Below are 19472 nucleotides of genomic sequence, written 5' to 3'. Positions count from 1 at the left end.
GCCGGTGCTGACCACACCGGACAGTGCGGTATTGAAGCTGCGTCGGGTGCTGGGCACCCGACGCTGATACCGATTAATTCAAGCCAAGCTTGCCGCGCAGGGTCGAGAGGTCTTCGGCCAGGGTGTTGACCGGACCGATCAGGGCCTTGCGGTCGTTTTCCTTGACCTTGTCGTAGGTCACGAAACCACCGTCGGCGGTCTTGTACTTGGCCAGGATCTTGTCGACGGTGGCGAAGTTCTTGTCGACCTTGGCGACGAAGGCTTTGTCCTGCTTCTCGACCTGGCCACGGAACAGATCGACGATTTTCTTCGCGCCGTCGACGTTGCCCTGGAAGTCATACAGGTCGGTGTGGCTGTAGCGGTCTTCTTCACCGGAAATCTTGGTCGCGGCGACTTCTTCCAGCAGCACGGCTGCACCACCGACGACTTTTTCCGGCGGGAAGGTCAGGCCGGCAATACGCGCTTGCAGGTCTTTGACGTCGGCGGTCAGTTTGTCGGCAATCGCGGCCTGGTCTTTGGTGGTGTTCTTCTCGAACAGCGCATGCTCCAGACGGTGGAAGCCGGTGAAATCTTCAGCGTCGACGCCTTGCTCGTGGTCATCGACCCGCGAGTCGATCGAGGCGTCGAGGTCGCTGAACAGCTCGGCGATCGGCTCTACGCGCTCGTAGAACACGCGCGTCGGTGCGTAGAGTTTCTTGGCGGTGGCGATATCGCCTTTCTTCACGGCATCGGTGAACTGCTGGGTGTGGCTGACCAGTTCATCGATGTTTTCGGTCACATAGATCTTGTAGTCCGACACCGGGCCAACCAGGTCCAGCGGCGCCGGGGCCGTGGCTGCGAAGGCCGCCAGCGGCGCACTCAGTGCGCCGAGGGTGAACAGCAAGGCAAGTGGGGTCTTGTTCATTTTCATGTGCACTCTTCCAGTTGAGGTTCAGGCGGATTGTGAGGAGGACGCGGCCAGCAGTGAGCGACCGATGAAGTCCTGATCGTTGGTCACACCCGGCAGGGTAAAGAAGTAACCGCCACCGACCGGCTTGAGGTATTCCTCCAGCGGCTCGCCGTTCAGGCGGGTCTGTACGGTGATAAAGCCTTTTTCCAGGTCGGCCTGGTAACAGATGAACAGCAGGCCCATGTCCAGCTGGCCGTTCTTGTTCACGCCGTTGGAGTAGTTGAACGGTCGGCGCAGGATCAGGTTTTTCTGGCTCTCTGGCGTGCGCGGGTTGGCCAGGCGGATGTGCGAGTCCATCGGGGTTTTCTTGCCGTGCGGGTCGGCGGCGTAGTTCGGCACATCGGTCTCGACCTTGCCGTCCATCGGCGCGCCGCTGGCCTTGGTGCGACCGAAGATCGCTTCCTGTTCCTGCAACGGCGTGCGGTCCCAGCGTTCGACGAAATTGCGGATGATGCGCACTGCCTGATAGCTGCCGTGTGCCGCCCAGGCCGGTTCGTCGCTGCCGGGCTGCACCCACACCAGTTCGTTCATGGCTTTCTGGTCGTTGGAATCGGGGTTGGCCGAACCGTCGCGAAAGCCTAAAAAGTTACGGGCGCTTTCGGCCGGTTGCCCGGGCTTTTTCGGCGCCTGGGCCGGCACCGTGCCTTCCTGTTTCCAGCGCACCAGCAGCAGGTCGGGCAGGTTCTTGACGATGTCGCGCAGGGCGTGAATGTTGCTGTCCGGGGTGTTGGAGCAAAACTGGATGCTCAAATCACCGTGGCAACTGCTGGCTTCCAGCGCGTCATTGGGAAAGCCGACCATACGGCTCAGGCGCTTGGGCTTGACCGCTGCCAGGCCGAAGCGCTCGTCGAACAGCGAGTCGCCGACTGCCACGGTAATGGTCAGGTTGTCCGGAGTGACGACCGGGCCAAGGATGCCGGAGTCCAGCGGCGGCAGTTTCGGGTCGATGTCGGCCACCGGGCCGCCGGTCATCAGAAACGCGATGCGCTCGTTCAGGGTACGGAACAGCCGCTCCAGGTCTTCGCGGTCGCTGGCCAGCACATCGAAGGCCACCAGCATGCCGGCCGCCGGACGCGGGTTGACGATGCCGCTCTGGTGCACGCCATGAAACGGGTTGCTGTCCTGGGTCTTTTCGCTGTTCGGCGCTTCGGTAACTTTAGCGGGGCCGGCGGCCATGGCCTGGCCTGCCAGACTGCTGCCGGCCAGTGCGGCACCGGCGGCGCCGAGGCCCATCAGTACACGGCGACGTTGCAGCGAATCCGGGGCGTTGTTGGCGTCTGTGTTGCTCATCGGGTACTCCATAACTTACAGGCTCGACAGGCCCAGGGCCGGGTCGACTTCTTGCAGGGCGTCGGCCAGGGCCTTGGCCTGATCGGCGATTTGCTGGCGGCCGGCGGCATCGACCTGATCGTAAGGACGGTAGCCACTGTCGGTTTTCAGGCCATTGAGGATGCTTTCCAGGCCGGCAGCGGTCGTGTCCAGACGCTGTTGCAGCTCGGCGTGGTTCTTGGTCAGCAACGGCCGCAACAGGTCGATGACCTTGCGTGCGCCTTCCAGGTTGCCGGCAAAGCCGTTGAGGTCGGAGTGGCTGTAACGCTCTTCTTCGCCCTTGCTGCGGTTTTGCGCCAGGCTCAGCAGGTTGCGGATGACGATGCCAGTCAGTTGCTCGGGGGCGATGCTCTGCGCCAGCAGTTCCTGCTTGAGGTGGGTAACATCGTCATTGAGCTTCTGCGCCACCGGCGTCAGGCCCTCGACGCTGTTCTGCGCGAACAGGCCGTGTTCGATGCGGTGGAAGCCGCCGAAGCCTGGGTCTTGCTCACGCTTTTCAAAGTAATCGGCGCGGGCATTGATCGCGTTGTCCAGCTCGGCCAGGCGCTGGGCGGCAGGCGCAATACGCTGGTAAGCGCTGCGGGCCGGCAGGTAGGCGGCTTGTGCGGCCGCCAGGTCGCCGGCGTCGATGGCCTGTTGCAAGGCAGCCACGGCTTTGATCAGCGCGCTGCCTTGCTGGCTCAGGTACACCCGGTATTCGGACAGCGGGCCGATGAACGCGGTCATCGACGGACGCGCCTTGGCCGCCGCATCGGACTCGGCCGTCGGGGTCACGTGCAGGGTGCCGCGCGGGTTGCTCAGCAACCCGCAGGTAATCGCATAGTCGCCGGGCATCAGGTTGGCGTTGATCACCTGGCTCATGCCGGGGGTGATGTTTTCACGCTCTTCGACCACCAGAACGCCATCGAGAATTTCCCATTCCACCGCACGCTCGGACTGGTTGACGATGCGAAAGCTGTGCTTGCCGGCCGGCACCGTCAGCGCGTTGGGCTCACAACTGCGCGGATGGATGTTGATCACGGTCTCAAAACCTGCGTTGGCGGCACGCTTGTGCGCGGCCACCTGAGAGGCGTAATAGAACAGGCCGCCAGCGGCGCACATCAGCACAACGGAACCGGCCACTGCCAGACGCAAGGCACGCGGGGACCAGGCTTTGTCGGAAAGCCCGGAAGGTGAGTTGGACATGGATTCCCCTTGGAACTAGTGATTCGTAACCGACGGGCGCGAAGGTTGCGCCGGGCGGTAAGGCAGAAAGAACAGCACCAGGGCTGCGATCAGGTAGACCAGCCAGGCACCCAGCACGCTGACCGTCGGCGCATCCTGATAACCGAACATGCCGGCCAGTACCGAGCCGACCGGACCGTCCATCGGCAGCGTCGCGCTGACGTCGAACACCACGTCCTGCCAGTGATTCCAGACCCCGGCCTCGTGCAGCGAGCGCACCGAGTTGGCGAGGATGCCGGCGGCCACCACGAGGATGAACAGGCCGGTCCAGCGGAAAAACAGGCCAAGGTTCAGGCGCAGGCTGCCGCGATACAGGGCGATGCCGAAGCCGGCCGACAGAATCAGGCCGAACAGGGCGCCGAGCGGCGCGCTGGCGTCGGTGCTTTGCTGAAACACGGCGAGCAGAAAGAACACGGTCTCCAGGCCTTCGCGGGCCACGGCGAAGAACACCATGCCGATCAGCGCCCAGGTCTGGTTACGCGAACCGCCAAGGGCGCTGTCCAGCGACTGGTGCAGTTCGCTCTTGATCGAGCGACCGACCTTGCGCATCCAGAACACCATCGAGCTGAGAATGCCGACCGCCAGCAGACCGACCAGGCCTTCAAACAGCTCTTGCTGTTTTTGCGGGAACTCGGCGCTCATCAGCTCCAGGCCGCCGCCGACCAGCAGCGCCAGGGCGCAGGCGAGAAACACACCGACCCACACCGCCGGCATCCACTGGCCGCGACCGGTCTGTTTGAGGTAACTGGCAATAATGCCAACGATAAGCGCGGCTTCGATGCCTTCGCGCAACATGATCAGAAAAGGAACGAGCATTGTTCACCGGGAATGACTACAGGACGGGTGAAGCGTTTCAGAGTATTGCACCTGAAACAATGCGTAACATAATGATAGTCATTCCCGAATAAGAGCTAGTTGTTTTTGTCTTAATCCCGATTTTTTTTCGATTGTTCAGGGAAGGTTCAGCTCGCCGTCAAGGTCTGTCCAGAGTCTCAATGACCTGCTGTGCCAGGCGCACCCGGTCAGGATTGGGGTAATTGCGGTTGGCCAGAATCACGATGCCCAACTGCCGGTCCGGAATAAAGGCTACATAACCGCCGAAACCGCTGGTCGAACCAGTCTTGTTGATCCAGGCACCAGCAGGGGGTGGTTCGGGTGGATTCAGTGGCGTGACTGGCTGGGGGGTAAAAGCCATTACGCTGGAGTTGCCTGCCAGCAGGTCATCCAGCTTAAGCGGCGGCACGTAATATTCCCACGCCAGTGCCTGGGTCGACGGGCCAAACCTGAAGTAACCGGTATGGGTCGCCTTGAGCGCTTGCTGCAGCGGGTTGGCTGATGTGCCGGGCCGCAGGTTGGCCTCGACAAAGTGGATCAAGTCACGACTGGAGGTTTTTACTCCGTAAGCTTCATCGGCCAGCACTCCGCGTGTCATGCGCACCGGTGCATCCTGCTTGTCATAGCCCTGTGCGTAAAGCGCCTGTTTGTCTTGCGGCACATTGATGAAGGTTCCTGTCAGGCCCAGCGCCGGGAACAACCCTTGCTCCATGGCCTGATCGAAAGGCTGGCCCAGGCTCTGGGCGGCAATCACCCCCAGCAGGCCGATGCTCGGGTTGGCGTAATGACGCTGGACACCGGGCAAGAGCTGAGGCTGCCAGGCTTTGAAGTACGCCATCAATTGTGTGTTGTTCTGCACCGTATCGGGCACTTGCAACGGAAAACCGCCGGCGGTGTGCGTGGCCAGGTGCAGCAGCGCGATCTTGCCCAGGCGGCTGTCGTGCAGTTGTGGCAGGTAGGTGTCGATGGTGTCGGACAGCTTGAGCTTGCCCTGTGCCTGTGCCCAGGTGGCCAGGGTCGCGGTGAAGGTCTTGCTGATCGAACCCACTTCAAACAGTGTCAGGTTGCTCACCGGCTGCCCGGTTTCTCTGGACGCCACCCCATAGTGATAGAAGCGCTGCGTGCCATGGTCGGTGATGCCGATGGCCATGCCGGGGATGCCGTACTGCTGCATCACCTGCTGCGCTGCCTGTTCGATCAGCCGATCCTGATCGGGGCTTTGCGCCCAGGCCGGTGCGATGGTCAGGCTGGCAAGCATGGCGCTCGCCAGAGACAGTGTTCTGTTCATTCAGAAATCCTCAGGTCCTTGTGGAGGGCACGACCTTACCGATTGCCGCGCAAGGCTCAATAAACATTCGGTCACAACATGTTGCGCGTCACACAAGCAGTGGTGTGTCTGGCCGCAGGCCATGGCTTTGCGTAACATGCCAGCCTTTTGCATGCTTGCCCATTGGCAGGCGAGCTTTCAGGTAAGTCATGAAAACCAAACATATACGCGCCGATGTCCTGGCCGGCCTCACGACCTCCTTTGCGCTGGTGCCCGAGTGCATTGCCTTTGCGCTGGTCGCGCACCTCAACCCGCTGATGGGCCTGTATGGCGCCTTTATCATCTGCACCCTGACCGCGCTGTTCGGTGGCCGGCCGGGGATGATCTCCGGTGCGGCAGGCTCCATGGCGGTGGTGATCGTCGCGCTTGTGGTCGAACACGGCGTGCAATACCTGCTGGCCACGGTGCTGCTCAGCGGCTTGCTGATGATGGTTTTCGGCCTGTTGCGCCTGGGCAAACTGGTACGTCTGGTGCCGTACCCGGTGATGCTCGGCTTCGTCAACGGCCTGGCGATTGTCATTGCCATGGCCCAGTTGGAGCACTTCCAGCACGACGACACCTGGCTGACCGGCAAGGCGCTGTACATCATGATCGGCCTGGTAGCCGCGACCATGGCCATCGTCTACCTGTTGCCGCGCCTCAGCCGCGCCGTGCCGCCGGCGCTGGTGGCGATTCTTGGCGTCGGCCTGGCGGTGTACCTGCTCGATCTGCCGACCCGCACGCTGGGCGACATGGCGCACATCGCCGGTGGCTTGCCGGACTTCACCTGGCCGCAGGTGCCGTGGACCCTTGAAACCCTGTACATCGTCGCACCCTATGCGCTGGTCATGGCCATGGTCGGCCTGCTGGAAACCCTGCTGACCCTCAACCTCACCGACGAAATCACCGAAAGCCGTGGCTACCCGGACCGCGAGTGCGTGGCGCTGGGTGCGGCCAATATGGTCAGCGGCGCGTTCGGCGGCATGGGCGGCTGCGCGATGATCGGCCAGACCGTGATCAACTTAAGCTCTGGCGGTCGCGGCCGGCTGTCGGGCATCGTCGCCGGCGGCATGATTCTTATGTTCGTGCTGTTTCTCGCCCCACTGATCGAACGCATTCCGCTGGCGGCACTGGTCGGGGTGATGTTCGTGGTCGCCCAGCAGACTTTCGCCTGGGCCTCGTTGCGAATTCTGCGCAAGGTGCCGACCAGCGACATGCTCGCCATCGTCGCCGTGACCGTGGTCACCGTGCTCACCGACCTGGCCATGGCCGTGCTGTTCGGGGTGATCATCGCCGCGCTGGACTTTGCCTGGAAACACGCCCGCGAGCTGTACACCGAGGTTCACGACACGCCAGAGCAAGGCAAGGTTTACCAGGTGCGCGGCACACTGTTCTTCGCCTCGACCACGCGCTTTCTCGAACAGTTTGCCCCGCAGCAGGACCCCGATCAGGTCACCCTGGACTGCGCGCACCTGAGCTTTGTCGACTATTCGGCTATCGCCGCGCTCAAGACCCTGCGCGAGCGCTACGAAAAAGCCGGCAAGCACCTGCGCGTGGTGCACTTGTCCGAGCGCTGCCGGAGCATGCTGCGCCGGGTTGGTGTCCAGCACTAAAGCGGTGGATCTGGGCCAGAAGGCCGATTACAACCCAGCGCTTTGCGCTGGTACACCTGCTCGGCGTTGATCATGTCGGGCCTTTCTCTATTTGCTCGCGTATCTCAGCTGCCGTCTTGCCTTTGGTATCCACGTTCATGCCGGGTGCTTGCAGTCGGGTAATTTCTTCATCACTGAGGCCTTGGCAGCGCAAATCATGCGCCCACTGCATCAGGCGCTGCCTCGCTGTCTGCCTTGCATTCGGCCCCCTTGCGTGCAGGCACACATCGCACATGTCATCGGGGTGCGTCTTGCTTTCCCAAGTACCCGGCCGCCGATATTCATAGCGCCCGCATTCGCAGCGACACAGCCACGACGTGGCTTTCCCTGAGCAGCCCGGACGATGCCAGGCAATCGCTGTCATTTTCCCGCGCTGCTTGCCGGTGTAGTCGCAGGCGTGGTCGGGGCGAGGTGACAGGCACGGCAAGTGATCGAAAGTGACTCGCTTCACTGGCGTATTCATGCGCGCCACCACTGGCTGGTGATGCCTGTAAACAACTCGGTGGCTTTTGTCGGGCAAGCCGATCCCGTTGGCGCACAGGCACCGTTTTGATTTTTCATGATGGTTCTTCACCCGGCCTAAAGCCTTGGAATGCAATTCACCCTCGCGACTGCCGTGTGGGCATGCGCGATCCTTTTTGTTTTGGTGGTGATGCGGTTAGATGGGCGCGGGTGTGCCGTTGTGAGGCGAGCACGGGGTGGCGCGGATTCTGGGTAAATTGAAAGCGTGCATGGTTGTAACTCCGTTTACTTCATCGAAGCCACCAGGATCTGCCGCCAAGCAGAAAAGGGTGGCGAGTTGCACAAGATTGGCGGACCGGGGTAAACGGAGCCCGGCGCACCCGAAGGTGCTCCTGCGCAACCCGCCATAACACGAAACTACAGACACAAAAAAAGCGCCTGCAATCGGGATGGGGGCGCTGTTGCGCCGTTTACTTGTCGACCCGCCAAGGTCGTGGTCAGCAATGTGACGGGGTGAACCATACTCTGCATCGTGGAGGTGTGCAACCGGATAGAGAGTCCGGAGACGACTCAGTAATCATTACTGAGCAGGGGCGTGCAGGGCCAATCCTCAAAAGCACATCTCACTTGTGATGCATGGCCCCTTGCCGCAGAATTTCGCCGCTTCGGTCAATGCCCATCACTGAGCAGCCGCCCCCCGGAAACAACAAGGACCCTGCAATCCATGAACCACCTGCCACCCCTGCAAGCCTACGAACAGGCCCTGCAAAACGGCTTTCAGCCTGATGCCTCGCAACGCGAAGCCGCCGAGCAATTGCAGGCTTGCTGGCAGGCGCTGGCCGGGCAGGGTGCGCTGCGTGGCATTTATCTGTGGGGGCCGGTGGGGCGTGGCAAGACCTGGTTGATGGACCGCTTTTTCGACAGCCTGAACGTGCCGGCGCGGCGTCAGCATTTTCACCACTTCATGCGCTGGGTGCACAAGCGCATGTTCGAGCTGACCGGCACTGCCCAGCCACTGGCGACCATCGCCCGGGAATTGGCGGTCGAGGTGCGGGTGCTGTGTTTCGATGAGCTGTTCGTCACTGATATTGGCGATGCGGTGATTCTCGGCGGCTTGTTGCAGACCATGTTCGAGGAAGGCGTGGTGCTGGTGTGCACCTCGAATATTCCGCCGCCGCAGTTGTACAGCCATGGCCATAACCGCGAGCGCTTCCTGCCGGCGATTGCCGCCATCGAGCGCTATATGCAGGTGGTCGAGGTCGACGGTGGCGAAGACCATCGCCTGCATCCGGGGCAGTTGTTGCAGCGCTATTGGGTCAAGGAGCCGGGCACCAGGGGCAGTGCGCTGGGCGAGATTTTCCAGGCCCTGACTGGCGGCCAGCCTGCGCATGACACCCAGGTGATGCTGGGCTATCGCAGCATCAACGTCGTGCAACACACCGACAACGTGCTGTGGTGTCGATACCGCGACCTGTGCGAGCAGCCGCTGGCGGCCATGGATTTTATTGCCTTGTGCGACCGTTTTGCCGTGGTGCTACTCAGCGAAGTGCCGGCACTGAGTGCGGTGCAGCGCGAGGCGAAGATCGCGCGTGGCACCGAAGACGGGGTCGAGCAGGTCAAGGCCGGTGACCGCGAACTGCCGCAGTTGTCGCCCAAGGACGACAGCGTGCGGCGCTTTATCGCCCTGGTCGATGAGTGCTATGACCGGCGCATTCCGCTGTACATCGAAGCGCAGACGCCGATGGACCAGCTTTATACCCAAGGCTATCTGGAGTTTGCCTTCCGCCGCACCTTGAGCCGCCTGCAGGAAATGCAGCTGCAGCGCTTTACCGACAAATAACCATCAAACCCGATCGCGGCGGCGCTGGGCGAGCATATGCTTGGCGCCTTCGATGATCAGCACCAGTACCGCCAGCCAGATTGGAATGTAGGTCAGCCATTCGTCGCCGCCGATGCTTTCACCCAGCAGCAGGGCGACGCCGACCAGCAACACCGGTTCGACATAACTGAGCAGGCCGAACAGGCTGAACGGCAGCACGCGGCTGGCGATGATGTAGCTGACCAGCGCCGAGGCGCTGATCACGCCCAGCAGCGGTATCAACAGGTACAGCATGGGTGTGTTCTGTGCAGCAGCCGGATTGCCGCTGGCAATGAACCACAGGCCGATGGGCAGCATGAACAGCATGTCGAACCACAGGCCACCGAGGTTGTCGATTTTCAGGCGGCGGCGCAGCACGAAGTACAGCGGGTAGCCGACGGCGACCACCAGGGTTTCCCACGAGAAGGTGCCCATGCGCCAGACTTCATGGCCGACGCCGAAGGTGGCAAACGCAGCGGCGATCTTTTGCAGGTGCGACAGGTGTTCGCCATACACCACACGCCCGGTGAGGATCATGGTCAGTGGCAGCAGAAAGTAGCCCAGCGAGACCTCAAGGCTGCGCCCATGCAGCGGTGCCCACATGAACAGCAGCAACTGCGCGCCCAGCAGCACCGAAGACAGCACAATGCCGGCCACCAGCGCCGGCTGGCGCAACAGGCGCACGGCCAGGGCGCGCACCAACGGCCAGTCGCCGCTGATGAGCATGAACAGCGTCACGCATGGCACGGTCAGCAGCATGCGCCAGCCGAAGATTTCCTCGCCGGTCAGCGGGGTCATCAAAGAGGTATAGAAGTACATGACCCCGAACAAGCAGGAAGCCAGTACCGACAGCGCAATTCCTTTCTGCACGACAGACTCTTGGAAATAGAGGAAAGAGGGGCTTGCACCGAATCAGGGCAAGGGTGCGCGTATTCTAGGCAGTGTTCGTGATTCAGAACAGTCGCGTAGCCTATTTCGGTGCAGGTTGTCGGAAAATCCTTCACATGCGTCGCTTGTGATTGCTTCGCTGCCTTTTTGCGGGGCGTTGACGATGTTGAACAGTATCGACCTTTGCTAGTCTCATTCGCTTGCCCATCGGTTATGGACGGGCACCACCAAGGAGCCGGAATGACCTCTTTTGAAAGCGCAGCCCCAGCCACCGGCAGCACCGCCCGCCAGCAACAGACCGCAACCCGGCTGGCGTTTTTCATCGCCGGTTTCTGCATGGCCGCCTGGGCGCCGCTGGTGCCTTATGCCAAGGCCCGGGTCGGGCTCGACGATGGCATGCTCGGCCTGTTGCTGTTGTGCCTGGGCGTTGGCTCGATCAGTGCCATGCCGGTGGCCGGCGCTCTGGCGGCGCGCTGGGGTTGCCGCCGGCTGCTGGTCGGCTCGACGCTGCTGATCTGCCTGTGCCTGCCCTTGCTGGCGTCGGTATCGAGTTTGCCGCTGCTGGTGGCGGTGTTGTTCGTGTTCGGCATCGGCATGGGCGGCGTCGATTGCACGGCCAATATCCAGGCGGTGATCGTCGAGCGGCAAAGCGGCACGACCATGATGTCGGGCTTTCATGGCCTGTTCAGTCTGGGCGGCATTGCTGGCGCTGCGGGGGTCAGTGCGCTGTTGGGCCTGGGTGCGACGCCGTTGATAGCCATTGTGGTGGTTGTGGTGCTGACCTTGCTGACGATGCTCAAGGCCATGCCGCATCTGCTGCCTTATGGCAGCTCATCGGATGGGCCGGCGTTCGCCATCCCGCACGGGGTGGTGCTGTTTATCGGCCTGCTGTGCTTTACCGTGTTTCTTGCCGAGGGCGCGATGCTCGACTGGAGCGCGGTGTTCCTGAATTCGGTGCGCGGCATGGACACCGCCTATGCCGGGCTCGGCTATGCGGTGTTCGCCGTGACCATGACCCTGGGCCGGCTGTTTGGTGACGCCATCGTGCGCCGGGTCGGGCCCAATCGGGTGATCATTCTCGGCGGGTTGCTGGCCGCTGCGGGGCTGGCATTGTCGACGCTGGTCCCGGCCTGGGAAGCGGCGTTGCTTGGTTACGCGCTGGTGGGTGCCGGTTGCTCGAACATTGTGCCGGTGTGCTACAGCGCCGCCGGCCGGCAGACCACCATGCCCGAAAGCGTGGCGATCCCGGCGGTGACCACGCTGGGTTACGCCGGGATTCTGATGGGGCCGGCGGCGATTGGCTTTATCGCTCATCTGAGCAGCCTGGGCACCGCGTTTCTGATCGTCGCCGTGATGCTGCTGGGCGTGGCCGCCAGCGGCAGCCGTCTCAAGGCCTGACGACTATAAGTAGCGCGCCATACCCGACACGCGGATCGAGCTGCCGGGCTGGTCGGTGATCTCGGCGCGCAGGCGTGACGGGCTGCCCATGTCTTCGCCCTGGAGGATGTCGATCACGCCGCCATGTTGCCAGCCGATGTCGCGCAGGTAACCGGCCAGGGCTGCGGTGGCGGCACCGGTGGCCGGGTCTTCGTAGACGCCACCAAAGGCGAATGGGTTGCGGGTATGAAACGACTGCTCGCTTTCGGCGTACACCAGCACGATGGTCGCCCACTGTTCGCGAACCATCAGCTCGCGCCCGGCATCTTGGTCATAGTGCATGGCCTTGAGCGCGGCGCGGCTGTTCAGCGCCAGCACCAGGTGCCCGGCGCCGCCGTTGATCACGGCAGGCGGGATGCGCAGGTCCAGCTCGTCATGGCGATAGCCGAACAGCGTCAGCGCCTCTTGCAGCAAGGCCTCGCTGGCCGGCGCGCTGTGGGTGGGCGGCGATTGCAGCGCCGCCGACACCAGCTCGCCCTGGGCGTGACCTTCGACGGTAATCTGCGCCTGGTTCAGTTGCAGGTCATACACCCCGTCACCGTTGCGCGCCGCCAAGGCTGCACCGAGCGCGATGGTGGCGTGTCCACAGAACGGCACTTCGGCCAGTGGCGAGAAATAACGCACCCGCCAGCCATCGTCTTGCGGTGCGGCAAAGGCGGTTTCGGAAAAGCCGACTTCAGCGGCAATGCGCTGCATGATTGCCTCGTCGGGCAGCGCCTCGCCGATCCAGACGCCGGCCGGGTTACCGCCCTGATCGCCATCGCTGAACGCCGCCAGCTTGATGATTTCTGTGCCCATCAGGTCCTGCTCCTTGTTGATTGTCGATCGACACAGTGTGCGACAAAGCCTGGCGTTCGGCCCCGTACAGCTCATCAGGCATTTGCCGGATCAGTTGCGGCATTCAACCAGGGTTTTGTCACGCATCACACGCTCGCGCACCAGGTCATAAGCCCAGTTGAACGCCATGGTGTATGGCAGGAAGAACAGCAGCACACCGATGTCGAGCCAGAACGCCTGCCACAGGCTGATCGACAACCACCAGGCGGCCAGCGGCACCACTGCCAGAATCAGGCCGCCTTCAAAGCCCAGCGCATGCACCACCCGCGCACCGAAGGTCATGTTGAAGCCGAGACGATTGCGCAGACGGTCGAAGAGGGTGTTGAACAGCATGTTCCAGAGCATCGCCGCCGTGGAGATCATCAGCGTCAGCGCGCCCATGCTGCCCAGCGAATGCTCCAGCAACCAGGCCAGTACCGGCGCGCAGATCAACACGCCGAGCGTTTCGAACAGCAGCGCGTGCAGCACGCGTTCCTTGAGAGTCTTGGTCATGGCAGCCACACCGTCGGATAAAAAGAGACCTGGATTGTCATCGGTTATCACGCCAAACAGAAAATGGTTACCATCGGCAAAACCGATGGAGGCGCATGCCATGAGCTATTCCCCCGAAGCCCTTGAAGCGTTTGTGCAAATCAATGCCCTGGGTTCGTTCAGTGCAGCGGCGCGGCGGCTGGGCAAAAGCCAGTCGACCATCAGCGAAGCCATTGCCCGGCTGGAGATCGATCTGGGCCTTGAGCTGTTTGATCGCTCGGCGCGTCAGCCGGTGCTCACCGAGGCCGGCAAGGCCATGCTGGTGCGCGTCGAAGACATTCTGTGCGCCACCGACCGCCTGCAACGCTCGGCGGCACGCCTGGCGCAGGGTATCGAGCCGCGTTTGACCCTGGTGCTCTCCGATGCCAACCAGTTCGCCGAGTTCGAGGTGCGTATGGGCGAGCTTGACCTGCGTTTTCCCGACCTGGAACTGGAGTGTGTGTTTGCCGAACACGGCGACGCGGTCAACCTGATCCAGACCGGCCGCGCCTGCCTGGGGCTGCTTTCGGCGCAGGCCAGCTACCCGCCGGAAATCGGCCACGCGACCATTGCCGAATGCGCCGACTTTGGCCTGTTCGTGGCACACAAGCACCCGCTGGCGGCACTCGAACAGGTCAACTACCAGCAACTGGCCGAATACCGCGCCTTGCGCCTGAACACGCTGGTTGAACACAGCATACCCACCGACGACCTGCCGGCCGGTAATTGCAGCCAGTGGTCGGCGCCCAACTACCTGCTGTTGATGGACATGGCGGCTTTCGGTTTCGGCTGGTCGGCGCTGCCACGCTGGCTAGTGTCCGGCTATGCCGGCGGGCGTCTCAAGGAACTCAACGTGCCTGGCTGGCCGCGCAGCTCGGCGGTGGACGTGATCTGGTCGCGGCAGCGCAGTCTCGGACCGGCGGGCGCTTGGTTGCTCGACACGCTCGTACCAGGTGGAGATGCGGACGGTGCCTGAGGTTTTGTAATATCAACTTAACATCGCCGGTATAGGGTCATCCATTTACGCACGCGCAATGGCCCGGCAATGAAAGCAGAGCATTTTCAATTCATGCGTCCCCGACTGCCCAGGGACCACAAGTGTGCCGGCGACTTGTGCAACGACGTGCCGGCCATCGACGCCGATGCGCCCAATTCGCTGGTCATGGAAATCTTCACGGTGCAGCGCGAGCTGGTCTGTCTGGCGGTGGTCGAGCAACAGCGGCCCATCGGACTGATCAACCGCAATATCTTCATGTCGCAGATGAGCAAGCTGTATCACCGCGAGCTGTACGACAAAAAAAGCTGCATCGCTTTCATGGACAAGGAGCCGCTGATCGTCGATGCCGGTATGAGTATCGAAGAACTCACCTTCAAGACCGTGGAGTTCGGTGAAAAGGCTTTGGCCGATGGCTTTATCGTTACCCGCGAGGGCCGTTTCGCCGGGCTCGGCAACGGCTTGCAGTTGATCGCCGTAGTCGCCGCCATGCAGGCGGAAAAGAACCGCCAGATGATGCAGAGCATCGAGTACGCCAGTGTGATTCAGCGCGCCATGCTGCGTGCCTCACGCGAGGCGCTGGCGTCGATCCTCGGCGATGCGGCGCTGGTCTGGGAGCCGCGCGATGTGGTCGGCGGCGACTTCTATCATTTTTGCCAGTACCCCGACGGCTGGTTCGGCGCGATTGCCGACTGCACCGGCCATGGTGTGCCGGGCGCGTTCATGACCCTGATTGCCTCCTCGGCCTTGGGCCAGGCGCTGGATCAGTTCGGCCCGCGCAACCCGGCGACCTTGCTCTCGGCGGTGAACAAGAGCGTCAAGAACATGCTCGGCCAGGACAAGAACAAGGACGGCGACGGCACGCCGGAGTCCGATGATGGCCTGGATGCCGCGTTCTTCTGGTTCGATACCCACACCTGGACCCTGCGCTTTGCCGGTGCCCGCCTGTCGTTGCAGGTCTTGCACCCGGACGCCGGCCAGTTCGAGGTCATCGCCGGCCAGCGCATGGGCGTGGGCTATGTCGACAGCGCGGCGGATTACCAATGGGATGAGCACAGCGTGCCGGTGTACCCCGGCAGCCTGATGTTCATTACCACTGACGGGCTGACCGACCAGATTGGCGGTGCGAAAAGCATCGCCTTCGGCAAGCGCCGGGTTTTCGAGTCGTTGCTGGCGCACAGCGAAAAACCGGCCACCGAGATTGGCCAGCAATTGTTGCAGGCCCTGGCGCAGTGGCAGGGCGAACAGAACCGACGCGACGACCTGACTTTCTTTTGCGCGCGTCTCAGGAGTGTTGATGACTAATTTGCCAGAAGCCACCGCGGAGCAGGACATGAGCTTTTTCGACTTTGCCCAGCAGCGCAACGTGATTTTCTACCACATGGGTTACTTCTCTCACAGCGTCGTGTCGGCCATGGCCGAGGTCGTCAAGCTGCAACTGGAAGTGTCCGGCGTCAGCGGCCCGACGCGCCGCAAGCTGTTCTCCTCGTTTATCGAGCTGGCGCAGAACATCGTGCATTACTCGGCCGATGCGCTGGGCGAGCCCTCGAGCGATGCTCCGGGCCTGCGCCAGGGCGCGGTGTGCATCAGCACTGAAAACGAGCGCTTCATGATGCTCTGCGCCAACCCGGTGGCCAGTGGCGAAGTCGAGCGTCTGCGCGCCAGCCTCGAGCCGCTGCGCGGCATGTCGGTCGAAGAAATCAAGCAGGCGTACAAGGTGTCGCTGCGTGCCGAAACGCCCGAGGGCAGCAAAGGGGCGGGGCTGGGCTTTCTGACCATGGCCCGCGATGCCAGCGCGCCACTGGAGTACAGCTTCCAGCCAAGGCCACAGGATCCTGACACCACCTTGTTCTGCCTCAAAGCCACTATTTGAAGGAATGACACACTGCCATGGATAACTTTTTCATCGAAGCCACTGCCACCTCGCCGGAAGTCGACTTTCGTTTCGACCAGCACCTGCTGAGCCTCAAGGGCGAGTCGTACCCGGAAAACGCCGCAGCCTTTTATGCGCCAGTGGTCCAGCAACTGCGCGACTATCTGGCGCAGTGCACCGGCGTGACGATCACCGCCAACATTGCCCTGGCCTACTTCAATAGCTCCAGCACCAAAATGTTGTTCAGCATTTTCGACACCCTCGACAATGCCGCTCAAGCGGGCACCCCGATCGTGGTCAACTGGTATCACGACGAAGAAGACGAAACCATCTTCGAGTTCGGCGAAGAGTTGCAGGCCGACTTCACCGCCTTGACCTTCATCGATCATCCCGTTTCGGTTTCATAACCCGTTTTGCTTTCATAAGGAGTTTGGTTATGGCAACTGCAGGTTCTGCGGCCAATGTTCAGGCGGGCCAAACCGTGGACCTGTTCAGTGGCGAGACCGACGCTTTGTTACAGGCGCGTTCGATCCTGGCCAATGGCGAGGCCGATGCGGCGCTGTATCGCCAGTCGCTGACCGAGCTGACCGGGCACTTCGAGCGGTTGATTCGCGAAACCCGGCGGCTGATCACCCGCAGCGACCGGGCCGAGCGTGAAATGAACGCGTTGAACCTGCAATTGCAGACGCTGGCCGAACAGCTGGAATTTCGCGCCACCCACGATGCATTGACCGGCGTGCTCAATCGGGGCGCGGTGATCGAGCGGGCCAAGCGGGTGCTGGAAAGTACCGGCGCCGTGCTGATCGTGCTGGATGTCGACCATTTCAAACAGGTCAACGACGATTTTGGCCACCCGGCAGGCGATGCGGTTATTCGCGGCATCGTCGAATGTTTGCACCGTATCGTCGGCAAAAGCGGGATCATTGGCCGGGTCGGTGGTGAGGAATTTACCGTGCTGTTGCCCGCCGGCGATTTGCAGCAGGGCCTGGCGCTGGCCGACGCAATGCGGGCTGCCATCGCCGAGCACGTCTTTCCTGCGCCGGTCGACCGCCGTGTCACTGCCAGCTTCGGGGTCAGCGCCAGCCCTGCCGGTACCCGTTTCGATGCGGCCTACAGCCAGGCCGATACGGCGTTGTACAAAGCCAAGCGGGGCGGGCGCAATCGGATCGAGCTTTAAGGCGCAATCATCCGGCGGCCGGTAAGAGCCAAAATCATGGCGCTCTGCCATAATCCGGGCTTGTCTGCGACCTTTCTGGTAAAGCCGCCTCTATGCTCCTCAGCGATCCCTTTTCCCTGCTGCTGATCGTTATACCGTTCGGGATCATGACCGCCTTGTTGCTTTGCCTGTCCTATGTCGGACCCGGACGCAGCAACACGGCCCTGCACTGGTGGCTACTCGGCGAGTTGCTAAACACCAGCTACCGCGTCTCGGAGTTGCTGCAGCCCGGCTTGCTGATGCCGCAACTGTCATGGCTGGAGATTCTCTCGCCACAGGCGGCGCTGCTGGCCAGTACCGGGTTGCTGATCACCAGCATCGGCTTTCATACCCTGGCCTTGCGGCATTTTCTTGGCGATCCTGGCACGCATGCGATGCAGGCCCGCTTGGTCGTGGTGCCGCCGCTGGTTTACCTGGCCGGCGCGCTGATCCTGCTCAATACCTCGTGGGTGCTGCCGTGGTTTTCGGGCATGGCGATGCTGGTCATTGCCCTGCAATTGCAAGTGAGCCTGAAGTTGCGTACGCAATACCGGGGTATCTGGGGGATTATCGCCACGCTGTTGTTTGCTTTTGGCTTTCACGCCTGGGCGGTCACCGGACTGCTGGTCGATCCAGTCCCGCCGCTGCCGTTCGATGAGCCGGACATGCCCTCGCGTATGGCGCTGGTGGTGGATTTTGTCGTGTCGTTTCTGCTGACGCTGGGCTTTGCGCTGATGCTGCAAGAGCATCTGCGCATGCAGGCGTTGAAATTGAGCATCACCGATGTGCTGACCGGTGCGCTGAACCGTCGTGGGGCGCAGGCGATTCTCAACCAGGAGTGGGCACAGGCCATGCTGGGCCGCAACCCGATGGCGGTGGCGATGATCGACCTCGACAACTTCAAGAACATCAACGACAAGTACGGTCATGCGGTGGGCGACAGTGCCTTGCAGGTATTTGCCGACACGGTGTTTTCACTCAAGCGTCATTCGGACGTGTTCGTGCGCTGGGGCGGCGAGGAGTTTCTGTTGTTGTTCCCGCGCACCGATATCCAGCAGGCCCAGGTGTTCATGGCCCGGCTGCGCGAGGCATTGGCTAACCGTGAACTGGACCCGGTATTGCCGCTGCGCATCGCCTTCAGCGCCGGCCTGACCCAGACCGATGCCAGCCTGCCGAACCAGAGCTTCGATGCCTTGCTCAATACCGTCGACCACGCGCTGTACCGCGCCAAACTGCACCGCGACCGCGTGGAAGTGGTCGGGGCGCAGGATGCGCTTACGTAAAATCTGGATGCCCGTAGGACCGACCGGGCGGCGCTCCGCGTAGGACCGACTTTAGTCGGGAACGCACACGCCACAAATCTGCGTGATGGCTTTCGCGGCTAAAGCCGCTCCTACGGGATGTGTGGTGTTTACGCTGGGTGCTTGAGCACCAGCGTCAAAATGTCGTAACTGGCCACCAGTTCGCCGTTCTGGTTGGTCACTTCCACGTCCCAGGCCACCACGCCTTGCGGTTCGTCCTTGGCGCTGAGCTTGCCCTGGTCGATCTTGCGTTTGCAGGTCAGGCGCGCCTGAATCGTGTCGCCGATACCCACCGGATTGATGAAGCGCAGGGTGTCCAGCCCGTAGTTGGCCAGTACCGGGCCCGGAGCCGGTGACACGAACAGGCCAGCGGCCGCCGACAGCACGAAGTAGCCATGGGCAATGCGCTTGCCGAATTGCGATTCCCTGGCGGCAATCTCGTCGAAGTGCATATAGAAGTGGTCGCCCGACAAGCAGCCGAAGTTGACCAGGTCCGCCTCGGTGACGGTGCGCCGGTGGGTCAGCAGCGACTCACCGATGCCCAGGTCTTCAAAGTAGCGGCGGAACGGGTGGACTTCGGTTTCATACAACGCGGCACCGCGCACGTATTCGCCGGTGACCGCCATCAGCATGCTTGGCGAACCTTGCACGGCGGTGCGTTGCAGGTAGTGCTTGACCGCGCGCAGGCCGCCCAGCTCTTCGCCACCGCCGGCGCGGCCCGGGCCGCCGTGTTTGAGTTGCGGCAGCGGCGAGCCGTGGCCGGTGGATTCGGCCGCCGACTCGCGGTCCAGAATGTGCAGCCGGCCGTGCAGCGCAGCGGTGG

19 protein-coding genes are annotated in these 19472 nt (G+C 62.2%); 9 read left to right on the top strand and 10 right to left on the bottom strand.

Features of this window, described 5'->3' with window-relative positions; genetic code table 11:
* Window positions 1-73 precede the first annotated feature (73 nt).
* From efeO (ACYP2A_RS10900) to ampC, 5 genes are all read right to left on the bottom strand, one after another.
* The gene (efeO, locus tag ACYP2A_RS10900; RefSeq protein ID WP_459745064.1) at window positions 74-904 is read right to left on the bottom strand and encodes an iron uptake system protein EfeO; all 831 of its coding nucleotides are present in this window, start codon (window positions 902-904) and stop codon (window positions 74-76) included.
* Between the two features lie 27 nt (window positions 905-931).
* The gene (efeB, locus tag ACYP2A_RS10895) at window positions 932-2251 is read right to left on the bottom strand and encodes an iron uptake transporter deferrochelatase/peroxidase subunit (RefSeq protein ID WP_459745004.1); all 1320 of its coding nucleotides are present in this window, start codon (window positions 2249-2251) and stop codon (window positions 932-934) included.
* 3 nt (window positions 2252-2254) lie between these two features.
* Window positions 2255-3463 carry an iron uptake system protein EfeO gene (efeO, locus tag ACYP2A_RS10890; protein WP_459745003.1) on the bottom strand — a complete coding sequence of 403 codons (1209 nt, stop codon included), beginning with the start codon at window positions 3461-3463 and terminating at the stop codon, window positions 2255-2257.
* A gap of 15 nt (window positions 3464-3478) precedes the next feature.
* Window positions 3479-4318 (bottom strand): iron uptake transporter permease EfeU, encoded by an 840-nt coding sequence (gene efeU, locus ACYP2A_RS10885; RefSeq protein ID WP_459745002.1) that lies wholly within the window; start codon window positions 4316-4318, stop codon window positions 3479-3481.
* A gap of 157 nt (window positions 4319-4475) precedes the next feature.
* The gene (gene ampC, locus ACYP2A_RS10880) at window positions 4476-5624 is read right to left on the bottom strand and encodes a class C beta-lactamase (protein WP_459745001.1); all 1149 of its coding nucleotides are present in this window, start codon (window positions 5622-5624) and stop codon (window positions 4476-4478) included.
* Between the two features lie 188 nt (window positions 5625-5812).
* Here ampC and ACYP2A_RS10875 point away from each other — a divergent pair, with 188 nt between their 5' ends.
* On the top strand, window positions 5813-7255 hold the full coding sequence (locus tag ACYP2A_RS10875; protein ID WP_459745000.1) for a SulP family inorganic anion transporter: 1443 nt from the start codon (window positions 5813-5815) through the stop codon (window positions 7253-7255).
* 70 nt (window positions 7256-7325) lie between these two features.
* Here ACYP2A_RS10875 and ACYP2A_RS10870 read toward each other — a convergent pair whose 3' ends face one another.
* Window positions 7326-7757 carry a hypothetical protein gene (locus ACYP2A_RS10870; protein ID WP_459744999.1) on the bottom strand — a complete coding sequence of 144 codons (432 nt, stop codon included), beginning with the start codon at window positions 7755-7757 and terminating at the stop codon, window positions 7326-7328.
* A 723-nt stretch (window positions 7758-8480) separates the two neighbouring features.
* Here ACYP2A_RS10870 and zapE point away from each other — a divergent pair.
* Window positions 8481-9596 carry a cell division protein ZapE gene (gene zapE, locus ACYP2A_RS10865; RefSeq protein ID WP_459744998.1) on the top strand — a complete coding sequence of 372 codons (1116 nt, stop codon included), beginning with the start codon at window positions 8481-8483 and terminating at the stop codon, window positions 9594-9596.
* A gap of 3 nt (window positions 9597-9599) precedes the next feature.
* Here zapE and rarD read toward each other — a convergent pair whose 3' ends face one another.
* Window positions 9600-10484: an EamA family transporter RarD gene (gene rarD, locus ACYP2A_RS10860; protein WP_459744997.1), complete on the bottom strand. Its 885-nt coding sequence runs from the start codon at window positions 10482-10484 to the stop codon at window positions 9600-9602.
* 258 nt (window positions 10485-10742) lie between these two features.
* On the opposite strand from rarD, the gene ACYP2A_RS10855 reads away from it, so the two are divergent.
* Window positions 10743-11900 (top strand): MFS transporter, encoded by a 1158-nt coding sequence (locus ACYP2A_RS10855; RefSeq protein ID WP_459744996.1) that lies wholly within the window; start codon window positions 10743-10745, stop codon window positions 11898-11900.
* A 3-nt stretch (window positions 11901-11903) separates the two neighbouring features.
* Here ACYP2A_RS10855 and ACYP2A_RS10850 read toward each other — a convergent pair whose 3' ends face one another.
* On the bottom strand, window positions 11904-12737 hold the full coding sequence (locus ACYP2A_RS10850) for a PhzF family phenazine biosynthesis protein (protein ID WP_459744995.1): 834 nt from the start codon (window positions 12735-12737) through the stop codon (window positions 11904-11906).
* 90 nt (window positions 12738-12827) lie between these two features.
* Window positions 12828-13268 carry a multidrug/biocide efflux PACE transporter gene (locus ACYP2A_RS10845; protein ID WP_459744994.1) on the bottom strand — a complete coding sequence of 147 codons (441 nt, stop codon included), beginning with the start codon at window positions 13266-13268 and terminating at the stop codon, window positions 12828-12830.
* A gap of 100 nt (window positions 13269-13368) precedes the next feature.
* On the opposite strand from ACYP2A_RS10845, the gene ACYP2A_RS10840 reads away from it, so the two are divergent.
* The 6 genes from ACYP2A_RS10840 to ACYP2A_RS10815 all read left to right on the top strand — a co-directional run bounded on the left by ACYP2A_RS10840 (window position 13369) and on the right by ACYP2A_RS10815 (window position 18631).
* Window positions 13369-14262 (top strand): LysR family transcriptional regulator, encoded by an 894-nt coding sequence (locus tag ACYP2A_RS10840; RefSeq protein ID WP_459744993.1) that lies wholly within the window; start codon window positions 13369-13371, stop codon window positions 14260-14262.
* A gap of 93 nt (window positions 14263-14355) precedes the next feature.
* Window positions 14356-15585, top strand: coding sequence for a SpoIIE family protein phosphatase (locus ACYP2A_RS10835; RefSeq protein WP_459744992.1), 1230 nt, complete (start codon window positions 14356-14358; stop codon window positions 15583-15585).
* Window positions 15578-16153: a SiaB family protein kinase gene (locus tag ACYP2A_RS10830; RefSeq protein WP_459744991.1), complete on the top strand. Its 576-nt coding sequence runs from the start codon at window positions 15578-15580 to the stop codon at window positions 16151-16153. The genes ACYP2A_RS10835 and ACYP2A_RS10830 overlap by 8 nt, the downstream gene beginning before the upstream one ends.
* Window positions 16154-16170: 17 nt before the next feature.
* Window positions 16171-16560 carry a DUF1987 domain-containing protein gene (locus ACYP2A_RS10825; protein ID WP_459744990.1) on the top strand — a complete coding sequence of 130 codons (390 nt, stop codon included), beginning with the start codon at window positions 16171-16173 and terminating at the stop codon, window positions 16558-16560.
* A gap of 29 nt (window positions 16561-16589) precedes the next feature.
* A complete protein-coding gene (locus ACYP2A_RS10820; protein WP_459744989.1) occupies window positions 16590-17330 on the top strand; it encodes a GGDEF domain-containing protein in 741 nt (246 codons plus the stop codon).
* Window positions 17331-17422: 92 nt separating this feature from the next.
* Window positions 17423-18631 carry a GGDEF domain-containing protein gene (locus tag ACYP2A_RS10815; protein WP_459744988.1) on the top strand — a complete coding sequence of 403 codons (1209 nt, stop codon included), beginning with the start codon at window positions 17423-17425 and terminating at the stop codon, window positions 18629-18631.
* A gap of 128 nt (window positions 18632-18759) precedes the next feature.
* On the opposite strand, the gene ACYP2A_RS10810 is transcribed toward ACYP2A_RS10815, so the two are convergent.
* The coding region (locus tag ACYP2A_RS10810; RefSeq protein WP_459744987.1) for a MaoC/PaaZ C-terminal domain-containing protein at window positions 18760-19472 on the bottom strand (713 nt) is incomplete at its 5' end.

This window comes from Pseudomonas sp. 3A(2025), from assembly GCF_054589175.1.
Note: the sequence above shows the minus strand (reverse complement) of the source record. Positions and strands in the feature narration are given on the sequence as shown.

Bases quoted from the DNA above. Each gene is read 5' to 3' on its own strand.
- ACYP2A_RS10850 (WP_459744995.1), bottom strand. From the start codon at position 12,737: ATGGGCACAGAAATCATCAAGCTGGCGGCGTTCAGCGATGGCGATCAG.
- ampC (WP_459745001.1), bottom strand. From the start codon at position 5,624: ATGAACAGAACACTGTCTCTGGCGAGCGCCATGCTTGCCAGCCTGACC.
- efeU (WP_459745002.1), bottom strand. From the start codon at position 4,318: ATGCTCGTTCCTTTTCTGATCATGTTGCGCGAAGGCATCGAAGCCGCG.
- ACYP2A_RS10855 (WP_459744996.1), top strand. From the start codon at position 10,743: ATGACCTCTTTTGAAAGCGCAGCCCCAGCCACCGGCAGCACCGCCCGC.
- ACYP2A_RS10870 (WP_459744999.1), bottom strand. From the start codon at position 7,757: ATGAATACGCCAGTGAAGCGAGTCACTTTCGATCACTTGCCGTGCCTG.
- ACYP2A_RS10845 (WP_459744994.1), bottom strand. From the start codon at position 13,268: ATGACCAAGACTCTCAAGGAACGCGTGCTGCACGCGCTGCTGTTCGAA.
- efeO (WP_459745064.1), bottom strand. From the start codon at position 904: ATGAACAAGACCCCACTTGCCTTGCTGTTCACCCTCGGCGCACTGAGT.
- ACYP2A_RS10825 (WP_459744990.1), top strand. From the start codon at position 16,171: ATGGATAACTTTTTCATCGAAGCCACTGCCACCTCGCCGGAAGTCGAC.
- ACYP2A_RS10875 (WP_459745000.1), top strand. From the start codon at position 5,813: ATGAAAACCAAACATATACGCGCCGATGTCCTGGCCGGCCTCACGACC.
- ACYP2A_RS10835 (WP_459744992.1), top strand. From the start codon at position 14,356: ATGCGTCCCCGACTGCCCAGGGACCACAAGTGTGCCGGCGACTTGTGC.
- efeB (WP_459745004.1), bottom strand. From the start codon at position 2,251: ATGGAGTACCCGATGAGCAACACAGACGCCAACAACGCCCCGGATTCG.
- ACYP2A_RS10815 (WP_459744988.1), top strand. From the start codon at position 17,423: ATGCTCCTCAGCGATCCCTTTTCCCTGCTGCTGATCGTTATACCGTTC.
- ACYP2A_RS10840 (WP_459744993.1), top strand. From the start codon at position 13,369: ATGAGCTATTCCCCCGAAGCCCTTGAAGCGTTTGTGCAAATCAATGCC.
- ACYP2A_RS10820 (WP_459744989.1), top strand. From the start codon at position 16,590: ATGGCAACTGCAGGTTCTGCGGCCAATGTTCAGGCGGGCCAAACCGTG.
- efeO (WP_459745003.1), bottom strand. From the start codon at position 3,463: ATGTCCAACTCACCTTCCGGGCTTTCCGACAAAGCCTGGTCCCCGCGT.
- ACYP2A_RS10830 (WP_459744991.1), top strand. From the start codon at position 15,578: ATGACTAATTTGCCAGAAGCCACCGCGGAGCAGGACATGAGCTTTTTC.
- zapE (WP_459744998.1), top strand. From the start codon at position 8,481: ATGAACCACCTGCCACCCCTGCAAGCCTACGAACAGGCCCTGCAAAAC.